The sequence below is a fragment of the Ruegeria atlantica genome (assembly GCF_001458195.1).
GTDB classification, from domain to species: Bacteria; Pseudomonadota; Alphaproteobacteria; order Rhodobacterales; family Rhodobacteraceae; genus Ruegeria; species Ruegeria atlantica.
In genome coordinates this window covers 64,385-77,424 of sequence record NZ_CYPU01000073.1, presented here as the reverse complement: position 1 = coordinate 77,424, position 13,040 = coordinate 64,385, and the positions used below count along the sequence as shown (strand labels likewise).

The 13,040-nt window shown below is 58.6% G+C and carries 10 protein-coding genes; 6 read left to right on the top strand and 4 right to left on the bottom strand.

The features are described from left to right. The first annotated feature begins 195 nt into the window (after positions 1–195). Positions 196–1,389 carry a kynureninase gene (kynU, locus tag RUA4292_RS22360; protein WP_058279668.1) on the top strand — a complete coding sequence of 398 codons (1,194 nt, stop codon included), beginning with the start codon at positions 196–198 and terminating at the stop codon, positions 1,387–1,389. Here the strand turns inward: kynU and RUA4292_RS22355 are convergent. After that, positions 1,382–1,960: a TetR/AcrR family transcriptional regulator gene (locus RUA4292_RS22355; protein ID WP_058279601.1), complete on the bottom strand. Its 579-nt coding sequence runs from the start codon at positions 1,958–1,960 to the stop codon at positions 1,382–1,384. The two genes, kynU and RUA4292_RS22355, sit on opposite strands and share 8 nt — an antisense overlap. A gap of 99 nt (positions 1,961–2,059) precedes the next feature. On the opposite strand from RUA4292_RS22355, the gene RUA4292_RS22350 reads away from it, so the two are divergent. Both RUA4292_RS22350 and RUA4292_RS22345 read left to right on the top strand, forming a co-directional pair. Continuing rightward, complete coding sequence (locus RUA4292_RS22350; protein WP_058279667.1) at positions 2,060–2,524, top strand: (2Fe-2S)-binding protein; 465 nt, start codon at positions 2,060–2,062, stop codon at positions 2,522–2,524. Between the two features lie 3 nt (positions 2,525–2,527). Continuing rightward, entirely contained in the window at positions 2,528–4,768 is a 2,241-nt protein-coding gene (locus RUA4292_RS22345) for a xanthine dehydrogenase family protein molybdopterin-binding subunit (RefSeq protein WP_058279600.1), read from the top strand. Positions 4,769–4,814: 46 nt separating this feature from the next. On the opposite strand, the gene RUA4292_RS22340 is transcribed toward RUA4292_RS22345, so the two are convergent. The 3 genes from RUA4292_RS22340 to RUA4292_RS22330 form a co-directional block, all read right to left on the bottom strand. Next, the gene (locus RUA4292_RS22340; protein ID WP_058279666.1) at positions 4,815–5,594 is read right to left on the bottom strand and encodes a gamma-glutamyl-gamma-aminobutyrate hydrolase family protein; all 780 of its coding nucleotides are present in this window, start codon (positions 5,592–5,594) and stop codon (positions 4,815–4,817) included. A 225-nt stretch (positions 5,595–5,819) separates the two neighbouring features. Beyond that, positions 5,820–6,245 (bottom strand): GlcG/HbpS family heme-binding protein, encoded by a 426-nt coding sequence (locus RUA4292_RS22335; protein WP_058279599.1) that lies wholly within the window; start codon positions 6,243–6,245, stop codon positions 5,820–5,822. A gap of 25 nt (positions 6,246–6,270) precedes the next feature. Beyond that, entirely contained in the window at positions 6,271–8,403 is a 2,133-nt protein-coding gene (locus tag RUA4292_RS22330; RefSeq protein WP_058279598.1) for a malate synthase G, read from the bottom strand. 207 nt (positions 8,404–8,610) lie between these two features. Between RUA4292_RS22330 and pepN the strand changes: the two genes are divergently transcribed. The 3 genes from pepN (at position 8,611) to RUA4292_RS22315 (ending at position 12,981) form a co-directional block, all read left to right on the top strand. Continuing rightward, a complete protein-coding gene (gene pepN / locus RUA4292_RS22325) occupies positions 8,611–11,163 on the top strand; it encodes an aminopeptidase N (protein ID WP_058279597.1) in 2,553 nt (850 codons plus the stop codon). Continuing rightward, complete coding sequence (locus RUA4292_RS22320; protein ID WP_058279596.1) at positions 11,160–11,588, top strand: hypothetical protein; 429 nt, start codon at positions 11,160–11,162, stop codon at positions 11,586–11,588. The genes pepN and RUA4292_RS22320 overlap by 4 nt, the downstream gene beginning before the upstream one ends. Before the next feature lie 250 nt (positions 11,589–11,838). Next, positions 11,839–12,981, top strand: coding sequence for a hypothetical protein (locus tag RUA4292_RS22315; RefSeq protein WP_233493526.1), 1,143 nt, complete (start codon positions 11,839–11,841; stop codon positions 12,979–12,981). Positions 12,982–13,040: the final 59 nt, after the last annotated feature.

Sequence of the window (13,040 nt, the reverse complement as noted above, 5' to 3'; positions counted from 1 at the left end):
AGCGGGACAAAGTGTCGCTTTTGCCCGATGACCTACCGCTTTTCGCCGGAAATAGCAAAATCACAGTTGGTCGCAAACGAACAACCATCGCTTGGCCTTATCAGGTTGCGGTCAAGCGCTTCGATGATGGACAGCCGCTTTTGGATCAGATAGCCATTTCAACTGACTGGTACCGACGATGTTCACAGGATTATGATGACCGATTTTGCCGCCACAAAAGCCATGTTCGATCTGCCCGAAGGTGTTCTGTATCTGCACGGGAACTCATTGGGCCCTTTACCAAAAGCGGCTCAGGCCCGCGTCGGAGAGATGCTTCAGAGTGAGTGGGGTCAAATGCTGAGTACTAGCTGGAACAAGGCGGGCTGGATGGCACTCCCGACCGAGTTGGGCGACCGCATCGGTCGGCTGATCGGCGGGACACCAGGCAGTGTTATGGTCGGCGACACGTTGTCGATCAAAGTTTATCAAGCCGTCGCCTCTGCGCTGGAACTGAATCCGGATCGCAAAGTGGTGCTGTCAGATAACGGAAACTTTCCTTCCGATCTCTACATGGCTGACGGGCTGCTGCGGTCGCGGGGACCAGGCTATGAGTTGCGCGTGGTTGACTCCGAGGATGTCGCCTTGCACATCAACGAGGACGTTGCAGTGCTGATGCTTACCGAGGTCGACTACCGCACCGGGCGCATGCATGACATGAAAGCACTGACCGAACTGGCCCATGCCAATGGCGTTGTAACAGTTTGGGATCTGGCCCATTCAGCCGGAGCTGTTCCTGTGGATCTGTCTGGATGCAACGCGGATTTCGCCGTGGGATGTACATACAAATACCTTAATGGCGGCCCTGGCTCACCCGGCTTCATTTATGTCGCTCCGAGTCTGTCAGAACAGGTGCGCCCAGCCCTGTCGGGATGGCTGGGTCACGAGGCGCCCTTTGCTTTTGACTTGGACTATCGCCCCGGCAGCGGAATCGAAAGGATGCGGGTCGGCACTCCGCCCATCATCCAGATGACGGCGCTGTCTACGGCAATAGATATCTGGGAAATGGCGGACATGACTGATGTGCGGGCCAAATCAATCGAACTGACCGAACTATTTGTCACCCGGGTCGAGGCTGAATGCCCCGAACTAAAACTGATTAGCCCGCGCGATCCGCTTCAGCGCGGTAGCCATATTTCGTTCCAGTTTACCGAAGCCTATGCTGTCATGCAGGCACTGGCCGCGAGGGGCGTTATCGGAGATTTTCGCGCTCCTGATGCCATGCGGTTCGGATTCGCGCCGCTGTACATTGATGAGCTGGATGTCGAAAATGCAGTCGAAATCTTGGCGGACATCATGCAAAACCGCCTGTGGGACGCACCAGAATTCAAGGTGCGCCAGCGCGTTACCTGACTTCTAGCCCGGCTCCTACCAGAGCGGCAAACTGGGCAACTCGGGTTTCATATTCTTCCGCGCCAATAGCGCTTGCCTTCAGCCCTTTCAGAGTGGCCGTTATCGTTTTGGCCGTCTCGTCTGCCTCCGCCTGCAACCTGACTCGCCCGGCCTGATCCTCGCGCGACAGCCACTCGGCGTATAGGCGCGCCAGCTCAGCCTCGCCCCGCGATATGATTTCTGAGGACATGGACTTGGTCGTATCCAACATTTCCAGCCCATGGGGGGATGCAAGGATGGTTGCCATCCCCTCGGTTTGGGCTTGAACCGCGCCCTTGAAAACGTCCGAAACTGAGCCCGGTTTGGTCAGCGCCGCGGCCACTGCAACGCTTTTCGCTGCATAGTAGAGTTCGGTTAGTTTAGTGACGATCGCCTCTTTATTCTTGAAATGCAGATACACCGCCGGACGGGACATCCCTGCGCCCTGCGCTATGTCGTCCATCGAGGTCTTGCGGAATCCATAAGTCGCAAAAGCCCGAAACGCCGAGTCTAGGATCGCCTGTTGCCGTTTATCGTCTGCTACGTCTGCCATCCTTGAACTGGTGACAGTTTCTGTTCATTTTGTCAATTGACACACTGACACTTTTAATCAATTATGTCAGAAACCAGCCACAGCTACGAGAGGTGCGCCATGGCGACCGCCCTAAAGATCAACGGAAAGCAACATCAGGTTGACCTGCCCGATGACGTCCCCCTGCTTTGGGTTCTACGGGATGAGGTCGGCTTGACTGGCACCAAATTCGGCTGCGGCGTGGCCGCTTGCGGGGCGTGCACCGTGCACATTGACGGCGAGGCTGTGCGTTCGTGCCAAGTGGCCCTGTCCGATGTCTGGGGCGATGTGACCACGATTGAAGGCATTGGCACCCCGGACGCGATGGCCGCGATTCAGCAGGCCTGGGTCGATCATCAGGTGGCGCAATGCGGCTACTGCCAGTCGGGCCAGATCATGCAGGCCGCAGCGCTGCTGGCCGAGAACCCTGCGCCTTCGGATACCGATATCGACGATGCCATGCAGGGCAATTTGTGCCGCTGTGGCACCTACCCCCGCATCCGCGCTGCAATTCACGACGCGGCATCCAAGCTGAAAGAGGCATAAACGATGGCATCTGTTGGAAAAATTCTCCGTCGTACGTTCCTGATCGGCTCGGCCGCGATTGTCGGCGGCGTGGCATTCGGTGCCTATTACGTCAGCCGTCCTGCCGCCAATCCGCTCAAACCCGCTAAGGGCGAAACCGCGCTCAGCCCCTTTGTTCTGATTGATCAGCAAGGCGTCACCCTGTTCGCCCCTCGCGCCGAGATGGGGCAAGGCGTCAGGACCACTTGGGCAGCCTTGATCGCCGAAGAACTGGATGTGGAACTAGACCAGATCCGCGTTCTGCACGGCCCCGCGGCAGCGGCCTATTACAACTCGGCCCTGGTTGGTGAGGGATTGCCGAACAAGGGTTATGACATCTCGGACTTCCAGCACAATCTGGGGGAGGCTCTGGGCGTTCTTGGCAGGACGCTGAGCTTGCAGGTGACCGGTGGTTCGACCTCGATGAAAGATGGCTTCGAGCGTATGCGCGAAGCGGGTGCGACCGCGCGCGAAACGCTGAAACAGGCCGCTGCCGACCGTCTGGGCGTGGATCGTGCTCAACTGAAAACCGAGAATGGTGCTGTAGTCGCGCCGGACGGGACGCGCATTCCTTATACTGAGCTTGCCGAGGCTGCCGGCCAGATTGAACCGCCGGAAGTCGAACTGCGCGACCCGTCCAACTGGCGCTTGCTGGGGCGGAGCTTGCCGCGTGTGGATGTGGTCGGCAAATCCACCGGAACGGCTGAGTTCGGGATCGATGTCCGCCCCGAGGGTCTGAAATTTGCCTCGGTCCGGATCAATCCCAAGCTGGGCGGCGAGATGAAGGGTTTTGATGCCAGCGCAGCCGAGCAGATGCCGGGCGTGGAAAAGGTGGTTGATCTGGGCAATGGCGTGGCTGTGATTGCCAGCAACACGTGGCTGGCCATTCAGGCCGTCGAGGCAATTGACGTGGATTGGGGCGACGCCCCCTACCCACCTGAAACTGATGCTGTATTTGCGGAAATCGCGAAATCCTTCGACGCGTCACCCAATTCGACCATGCGCGATGACGGCGACGTTGACACTCTGCCCGACGGCGCCACCGAAATCACGGTCGAATATACGGTGCCCTATCTGGCCCATTCTACAATGGAGCCGATGAACGCCACCGCGCTGTTCACAGGCTCGGCGCTGGAACTGTGGTGCGGCAATCAGGCCCCGACTCTTGTCCAGATACGCGCGGCCAACACGGCCAACCTGGACAAAGAAGCCGTCCAAATTCACACCACCTATCTGGGCGGAGGGTTTGGCCGCCGGGGTGAGCTGGACTTTGGCGAGATCGCCACAAAGGTCGCGATGGCCATGCCCGGCGTTCCCGTCCAAACCACCTGGAGCCGTGAAGAGGACATGCGCCACGACTACTACCGCCCCGGTGCGATGGCCCGTATGCGCGGTGCGGTCAAAGACGGCCAAGCCGTTCTGATTGACGGCAAGGTCGCAGCGCAATCCTGCACGCAACAAGCGGTTCAGCGCTATACCGGCTTGCCGGCTGGCGGCCCTGACAAAGTGCTGGTCGAAGGATTCTTTAACCAACCCTACGCGGTGCCCAACTATCGCATGAGCGGGCACATCGCCGATCTGGATATTCCCGTCGGCTTCTGGCGTTCAGTCGGGAACAGCCACAATGGATTCTTTCACGAGACATTCATGGACGAGGTGGCCCATGCCGCAGGTCGAGACCCGCTGGAGTTCCGCTTGGAATTGGCCAAGGCCGATCACGCACCATCGGCAGGCTGCCTACAGGCCGTGAAAGAGATGTCCGGCTGGACCGGAGAAACCCCTGACGGTGTCGGCCGCGGTGTGGCGATGACCTATAGCTTTGGCACGCCGGTCGCTCAGGTGATTGAGGTCGTCGATGAGGACGGCACTATCCGTATCGCCAAAGCCTGGATCGCCTGTGACGTCGGTCTGGCACTGGACCCCGGCACAGTCGAGTCGCAGATGTTCGGTGGCATGATCTATGGCCTGTCGGCGGCCGTGATGGGTGAGATCACATTCTCGGACGGTGAGGTCGAACAGTACAACTTCCCCGACTACGACGCTCTGCGGATGCACAATGCGCCGGTGACCGAAGTGAAAATTCTGGAAACCAACCACCACATGGGTGGCGCTGGCGAACCGGGGACACCCCCGTCTATGCCGGCCCTTGGCAATGCCCTTTTTGACCTGACGGGTGAGCGCGCGCGCACCCTGCCTTTGATCAATCAGTTCAATCTGCTGGTTTGATCGCGCTGCGCCGGTCCGGACCCTCTCTCTCGGATCGGCGCAGGACTTACGCGGATTGTTGGACCAGCGCCCTATCCGAGCCGGTTGCCCATGCATGTACAGCAGCACCGAACGCTTTGAATAAAGGGCGGGACACGGGATCATTTTCGGCGTCCCATTCCGGGTGCCATTGCACTGACAACGTGTATCCGGGCGCGTCCTGAATGTATATCGCCTCGGGCGTTCCATCGGGGGCTTGACCATCAATCACAACCCGACGCCCAACCGATTTGATCCCCTGTCCGTGCAACGTGTTCGTCATCACTTCGGTCGCGCCCATCAAGCGGTGGAATACACCGCCTTCGTTCAGCGCAACGACATGTCGCAGGGCAAATTTCTCTTCCAGAGTCCCATCGGGCGGCATGCGGTGGTTCATCCGACCCGGCAGATCGCGAATTTCCGGGTACAGTGTCCCGCCCATCGCCACGTTGACCTCTTGGAACCCTCGACAGATGCCAAAGAAGGGCTGCCCACGCTCTACACAGGATCGCACCAGCGGCAGGGTAATAGCATCGCGCGCCCGGTCGAACTCGCCATGGGCCTCGGTCGCGGACTCGCCGTATTCCTCGGGGTGGACATTCGGGCGCCCGCCGGTCAGCAGAAATCCGTCGCAGACCTCAAGCAGCTCATCGACCGAGACATAGCGCGGATCGGCTGGGATCAGCAGCGGCAGACAGTCTGACACATTGGCAACCGCGTCTGAGTTCATCGTGCCACCGGCATGGGTCGGATATTGATCATTCATCAAGTACGAGTTGCCGATGATACCGACGACGGGTCGAGACATGCTGCGTTCCTGCGTTTTCTGTTTGCTTTCCAAAAACTATCGACCGCAAGAACAGCGCGCAATAGCACAGGCCCTGCGTGTCAGCGCAAGCTCTTGTTCAACTGTGCACATGATGAAATATGAACGCGCTTTGTCTGGTAATTTGGCCATTGCCCGTTTTTGTGGCTGTGCACGAACATCGCATTGGGTCAGAGAGCCCAAATGGCTCTCCGACAGTCATCAGGTTCAGATCTCGCCAATCAGGCCGGCAGTTTCGATCCCGGCCAATGCCGCTGCGGCATCATTGTCAGACGTATCGCCGGTCACGCCGACCGCACCGATCACTGCGCCCTTTTTGTCGCGCAGCAACACACCACCCGGGACCGGAACGACCTGCCCGCCATAGACGCCATTCACAGCTGCCATGAAATAGGCCTGCGCCTCGGCCCGCTGCATCTGCGCTGTGCCAGCCAGGCCAAGCATCACCGAGCCATATGCCTTGCCATGCGCAATCGCGAACCGACCGGGGGACGCGCCGTCTTCGCGTTCAAACGCAATAACATGTCCGCCTGCATCAAGAACGACGACGGAAAGGGGTTTCAGCTCCATTTCGTGCCCCTTCTCAAGGGTCTTTCGGATGATGGTGCGGGCTTTGCGGAGGGAAACTCCCATGTCGTGTCCTATCGTTCCTGATGGTTTAAAGGCTGGCTTTCAGTTCCAGACGGCGAGCATGCAGGACCGGCTCGGTATAGCCCGAGGGTTGCACACGCCCCTTGAAGACCAGATCACAGGCCGCTTGGAAAGCAATTCCGTCGAAACCGGGTGCCGACGGGCGATAGTCTGCGTCATTTTCGTTCTGGCGATCCACCACTGCGGCCATTTTTTGCATAGCGGCCATGACCTGCCCTTCCGAGACAACTTCATGGTGCAACCAGTTGGCCAGCGCCTGAGATGAAATCCGGCATGTCGCGCGATCCTCCATCAGACCGACATCGTTGATATCCGGCACCTTCGAACAGCCAACACCCTGATCAACCCAACGCACCACGTATCCAAGAATGCCCTGCGCGTTGTTCTCGATCTCGCGGGTGATCTCGTCCTCGCTGAGGTTTCGACCGCCCAGCAACGGAATGGTCAGCAAATCCCCCAGCGTCCCCCGCGCGCCACCGGCAGCCAGTTCATCCTGGCGGGCCAGCACGTCAACCTTGTGATAATGCGTCGCGTGCAATGTCGCAGCTGTCGGCGACGGCACCCAGGCGCACGTCGCGCCGGATTTCGGGTGGCCGATCTTCTGCTCCAGCATATCGCCCATCTGGTCGGGCATCGCCCACATACCCTTACCAATCTGCGCCTTGCCCTTCAGGCCACAGGCCAAACCAATATCTACGTTGCGATCTTCATAAGACGCAATCCAAGGCGTGTTCTTGATGTCGCCCTTGGGAAGCATTGGCCCAGCTTCGATCGAAGTGTGAATCTCATCCCCAGTCCGGTCAAGAAAACCGGTGTTGATGAAGGCCACCCGCGATTTCGCAGCGCGGATGCATTCTTTGAGGTTGACCGACGTGCGGCGTTCTTCATCCATGATGCCCAGCTTCACGGTATTGCGCGGCAGGCCAAGGATGTCTTCGACCATGTCAAAAATCTCGACCGAGAACGCGACTTCTTTCGGGCCGTGCATTTTGGGTTTCACCACATAGACCGAGCCTTGGACCGAATTTCCGCCGTCTCGCTTAAGATCGTGCATGGCAATCAGCGTTGTGCAGAGTGCATCCATCAACCCTTCGCCGATCTCATTGCCCTGTTCATCCAACACAGCAGGGTTTGTCATCAAATGCCCGACGTTGCGGATCAGCATCAGCGAACGACCCTTCAAGCTGCCTGTCTCACCGGATGCCATTGTAAAGCTCAGGTCCTTGGCAAGTTTGCGGGTGAAGGTCGTGTTGCCCTTGTTCACCTCTTCGGTCAGGTCACCCTTCATCAACCCAAGCCAGTTGCCATATGCCACCACCTTGTCAGTGGCATCGACGCAAGCGACCGAATCCTCGCAATCCATGATGGTCGACAAGGCCGATTCCAGACGCATATCAGCAATATGCGCCGGATCAGTGGCCCCGATAGCGCTGTGTCCGTCGATCCTGATCTGAATGTGCAGCCCGTTGTTGCAGAGCAGTACCGCATCCGGTTTGCCTGGATCTCCGTCGTAACCTACAAATTGTTTAGGATTGGCCAGAGTTGGCATCAGCGCGCCGTCCTGTACGCTCAGATCTGAGACATCAGCCCATGACCCGAAAGCCAGCGGCACAGCGTCATCCAAGAACCCTTTGGCCCATGCAATCACCCGCGCGCCCCGCGCTGCGTCGTAGCCGTCAGCCGCGGGCAGATCACCCATCGCATCCGTTCCGTAAAGCGCATCGTAAAGGCTGCCCCAACGTGCATTGGCTGCGTTCAGTGCAAATCGCGCATTGGTAATCGGAACAACAAGCTGCGGTCCGGGGATCGAGGCGATCTCGGGGTCGACATTGGCGGTTTCAATCTGGAAATCCGCGCCTTCCTCAACCAGATAGCCGATCTCGTGCAGGAAGGCCTGATAGGCCTCGGCGTCGTGGTCCTGCCCTTGGCGCTCAAGATGCCATGCATCGACCTTGCCCTGAATGTCCTGCCGCTTGGCCAGAAAGGCGCGGTTCCTGGGGCCAAGCTCGGCGACCATGCGCGCAAGACCATCCCAGAAGGCATCTGCTGTGACACCGGTTCCCGGCAGGGCTTGGCCTTCGATGAACTCGGCCAGAACCCTGTCCACCTGCAATCCGCTGCGCGCCTGTCTGCTGCTCATTTTGTTTCTCCCGGGAATGTGCACGACTGTATGCCGTCAGCATTTAGGACGAAAGTTTCCGATAGGCAACGTGCGCCGCAGCGTCGCGGTCAAAAAAGACTTACCAAAATCAATTTTTGGGACATTCCGACGCGCGGATCGCACCGCTTGCAGCCAACCGCCACAGCCCATACGTTCGCGCAAACACAAAATCACGCGAGGCCCTTGATGCGCGACGTTGCCCCTACGACGATCTATCTGAAAGACTACACACCCTTTGGTTATCTGGTGGACAGCGTGCACCTGACGTTCGACCTCGCCGCCCACGCAACCCGCGTCACCTCTCGCATTGCATTTCGCCCGAACCTGGAGGCCAGCGACAAGACGTTCTTCCTGCACGGCGAAGACCTCAAGCTGATCCGCGCATCCATCGACGGTGCGGATATCACCGCCGAGATTACCGACAAGGGCCTGACCGTTGCCGCCCCCGACGCGCCATTTATCTGGGAGGCCGAGGTTGAGATCGACCCGGGAAACAACACGGCCCTCGAAGGGCTATATATGTCGAACGGCATGTACTGCACCCAGTGCGAGGCGGAAGGGTTTCGCAAGATCACCTTCTACCCCGACCGCCCCGATGTAATGTCCACCTTTACCGTGCGCATCAACGGCGACCTTCCTGTACTGCTGTCCAACGGCAACCCCTCGGGCAAAGGTGAAGGCTGGTCAGAATGGACCGACCCGTGGCCCAAACCCGCTTACCTGTTCGCGCTGGTCGTGGGCGAGCTGATCGCCCATCCCGGCCAGTTCACCACCATGTCGGGTCGCGATGTGGAGCTGAACCTCTGGGTTCGCCCCGGTGACGAAGGCAAATGCGATTTCGGTATGGAAGCACTGAAGAAGTCCATGAAATGGGACGAAGACGTCTATGGTCGGGAATACGATCTGGACGTGTTCAACATTGTGGCCGTGGACGATTTCAACATGGGCGCGATGGAGAACAAGGGGTTGAACATCTTCAACTCATCCGCTGTTCTGGCCAGCCCTGAAACCTCGACCGACGCCAATTTTGAACGGATCGAAGCGATCATCGCGCATGAGTATTTCCACAATTGGACCGGCAACCGGATCACCTGCCGCGACTGGTTCCAACTGTGCCTGAAAGAAGGGCTGACCGTTTTCCGGGATGCGCAGTTCACCTCGGACATGCGCTCGGCCCCGGTAAAGCGAATTGAGGACGCCATCGACCTGCGCGCGCGGCAATTCCCCGAAGATAACGGGCCCTTGTCGCATCCCGTCCGGCCCGAGAGTTTTCAGGAAATCAACAACTTCTACACCGCGACCGTCTACGAAAAAGGTGCCGAGGTCATCGGCATGCTGAAACGTTTGGTTGGTGATGAGGCCTACTCAAAGGCTTTGGATTTGTATTTCGATCGTCACGATGGGCAGGCCTGCACCATTGAAGACTGGATCAAGGTGTTTGAGGACACCACCGGCCGCGATCTGAGCCAATTCAAGCGCTGGTATAGCCAATCTGGCACGCCGCGTGTGACAGTGAGCGAAGATTGGAATGACGGCACATATACGCTGACATTGGCGCAGCACACCGAAGAAACACCTGGGCAATCTGAAAAGCTGCCGCAAGTGATCCCCGTCGCTGTAGGTCTGCTTGGCCAAAACGGGGACGAGGTGCGCGCAACCGAGATTCTGGAACTGACCGAGGCGGAACAAAGCTTCCAATTCACCGGGCTGGCGGCAAAACCTGTGGCCTCGATCCTGCGAGATTTCTCGGCCCCTGTGATCCTTGAGCACGATCACACTGACGCCGAACGCGCCTTCCTTCTGGCCCACGACACCGATCCTTTCAATCGGTGGCAGGCGGGACGGTCTTTGGCGCAGGACACGCTGTTGCGAATGATCCTGGAAGACGCAACGCCGGGCGCGGATTACCTCGACGGGGTGTTGGCCGTTCTCCGCGACGGCGATCTGGACCCGGCGTATCGCGCCCTGATGCTGGGTCTGCCTTCGCAATCCGAGCTGGCGGCGGCGTTGTCCGACCGGGGCGAAACTCCTGACCCGATGGCGATCTGGACAGCGGTAGAGACACTGCGGCAGGCAACAGCCCAGCACGTTCAGGACCTGCTACCGCGATTGCACAGCGAAACCTTAATCGAGGCACCATACAGTCCCGATGCAGACCAAGCCGGCAAACGTTCGCTTGGCAATGCCGCACTGGCCCTGACGTCACGGCTTGATGGTGCGGCAATGGCAGCCGAGCAATACGCGGCGGCTGGCAACATGACACAGCAACTGAGCGCCCTGTCCTGCCTGCTGCGCGCAAGCAAGGGTGAGGCCGAGCTTTCTGCGTTCTACGAACAATGGCAGCACGACCGTCTGGTGATGGACAAATGGTTTGCCCTTCAGGTCGGGATGGCCTCGCCAGCGACCACGGCAGACATCGCCCGCACCCTGACCGAGCACGCCGATTTCAACTGGAAAAACCCCAACCGGTTCCGGGCGGTAATGGGTGCATTGGCCATGAACCACGCCGGTTTCCACCGCGCAGATGGTGCGGGTTATGCGTTGCTGGCCGACTGGCTGAACAAACTGGACCCGGTCAACCCGCAGACTACGGCGCGGATGTGTTCGGCCTTCCAGACCTGGAAACGCTATGACGCGAACCGTCAGGACCTGATCCGCGCACAGTTGACCCGCATCGCAGAAACGCCTGACCTGTCACGCGACACGACCGAAATGGTCTCTCGCATTCTCAACGCATGACGGAATTCGAATTTACGCGTCAGAACCGGGCACCGCGCACTGTCGGTGTCCTGATCTGCGTTTATGCGGCCTTGTTGGCACTTGTGATCCTGTTCGACGCGGCATGGTGGCTGGTGGTGCTGTTGGCGCTGCCAACGTTACCGGCCATTTGGGATATTGCTCAGAACACCAGCGCAGGGCTGGTTCTTGATCAAAACAAACTGCGCTGGTTTACCGGCACTCGTGAGGCCGAAATTGATCGTTCGGACGTTGATTATGTTCGCTTTGACACGCGTTGGGATTTCTCGGTGCGCGTTTCTCTGGTTCTGACATCCGGCAAGCGGATTCGGCTTCCTGATGAGTCGTCTCCGCACCACAAGGAGTTCGAACAGGTCCTGCAACAGGCTGGTTTTCGAATTGAGCGTCATCACTTCGTCACATTTTGAAACAATAGGTTCATTTTTGAAAGATTAGAGGCAAATGCCAACCAGTCCCCTTCAAAGACCTTGAATTTGACACCGATTACGGCAAAGCTCTTATCCTCAAGTTTCCGGTTTGTTTGTTTCGAGTGCCGCCATGTTCTGGTTTTTTAGGGACCGTTCGTCCCGTTCCCGATCTTCTATTGCTCATCCCGCTGCATCCGGCGCGTATTTCGCTGACCCGGCTGTTTCGCCCGTGTTGCCAGACCAAGGGCAATTGAACATCCCATTGGCTGATGTTCAGGCCCAGGATGAGATTGGGCGCAGCTCGATAGAAAAAGGCCGCTTCCTGGCCAGACAGGATCGCTGGGCAGAATTGTCCGACCTGATGCACAAAGCAGACGACGCTCGGGAAACTGCACCCGACGGAATGCCTGTCGCGGAATTGCTAGCGTTTGGGGCGCGGGCCGATGTGGTTCTGGCGGCAGAACATGCGCTGTCCGATGCCAAAGCGCTATCAGAGTTTGACGTCCTGAGCGGCATTTCCGAATTGGAAGACGAGATGCGCGCGCATTCGGGTGACCCAATGATCGCCTTGGTTGTGGCTTTGGCCCACATTGATATGGCATGGGCATGGCGCGGTACGACGAACGAGGCAACTCTGCCCTCGCTGCACCAATCCCGCTGCGCCGCCCATTTCGATCGGGCGGCTGCAATCCTTCCCAATTGTCGCGAGGTCGCAGCGGACAGCCCCATTGTCGCCTCGGCTGGCTGCGCAATTTTGGCAGGTCAGCGTAGAGCTAACACACGGGTGGCGGATGAATACGAGCGGTTGATTAAGCTCGACCCGATGAATCATCGGCACATGCGCGCGATGGGGACACACCTGCTACCGCGCTGGTTCGGAAGCTACGGCGAGCTTGAGGTCCAGGCACTGCGTATGGCGGCCCAGACGCAGGATATCTGGGGGGCTGGGGGTTATACATGGGTTCAGTTCGACGCGATCGCTCTGGACGATGAAGCCTGCGCGCGCCTGGATGTCGAATTCTTCCTTGAAGGCATGCATGATATTCTGCGTCAGCGTCCTGACCAGCAAACCGTCAATATGCTGTCGGCATACTGTGCCATTACGATCCAGAACAGCGCTGGCCAGTGCGACAAGGCTGATCTGGTGCGCAGCCAGATACACCAGGCTGCAAACTGGCTGATCCGCGATCACCTGACAGAACTGCACCCGTTGATTTGGGCCCATGCAGCAAATGGGTTCAACAACAGTGTTCGGATCAATTCACCCGAACGGTTCGCGGCCCGTGGGCAGCGCGATGCCCTGCGTGCAATTGGCGATCTGTTCCGTGATGAGCTGCGCAGCGGATTGGATGTGACGTTTACTCCGACGGGTTTGCGACTGTCCGGGCACTGATTCCCCCTTGCCCCTAGGCCGAGCCGGGCCTAATACGCAGGCTTAGACTTCTGCGGAAA

Coding starts and splice junctions, on each gene's coding strand:
- kynU (WP_058279668.1), top strand. CDS start 196: ATGACCGATTTTGCCGCCACAAAAGCCATGTTCGATCTGCCCGAAGGT.
- RUA4292_RS22355 (WP_058279601.1), bottom strand. CDS start 1,960: ATGGCAGACGTAGCAGACGATAAACGGCAACAGGCGATCCTAGACTCG.
- RUA4292_RS22350 (WP_058279667.1), top strand. CDS start 2,060: ATGGCGACCGCCCTAAAGATCAACGGAAAGCAACATCAGGTTGACCTG.
- RUA4292_RS22345 (WP_058279600.1), top strand. CDS start 2,528: ATGGCATCTGTTGGAAAAATTCTCCGTCGTACGTTCCTGATCGGCTCG.
- RUA4292_RS22340 (WP_058279666.1), bottom strand. CDS start 5,594: ATGTCTCGACCCGTCGTCGGTATCATCGGCAACTCGTACTTGATGAAT.
- RUA4292_RS22335 (WP_058279599.1), bottom strand. CDS start 6,245: ATGGGAGTTTCCCTCCGCAAAGCCCGCACCATCATCCGAAAGACCCTT.
- RUA4292_RS22330 (WP_058279598.1), bottom strand. CDS start 8,403: ATGAGCAGCAGACAGGCGCGCAGCGGATTGCAGGTGGACAGGGTTCTG.
- pepN (WP_058279597.1), top strand. CDS start 8,611: ATGCGCGACGTTGCCCCTACGACGATCTATCTGAAAGACTACACACCC.
- RUA4292_RS22320 (WP_058279596.1), top strand. CDS start 11,160: ATGACGGAATTCGAATTTACGCGTCAGAACCGGGCACCGCGCACTGTC.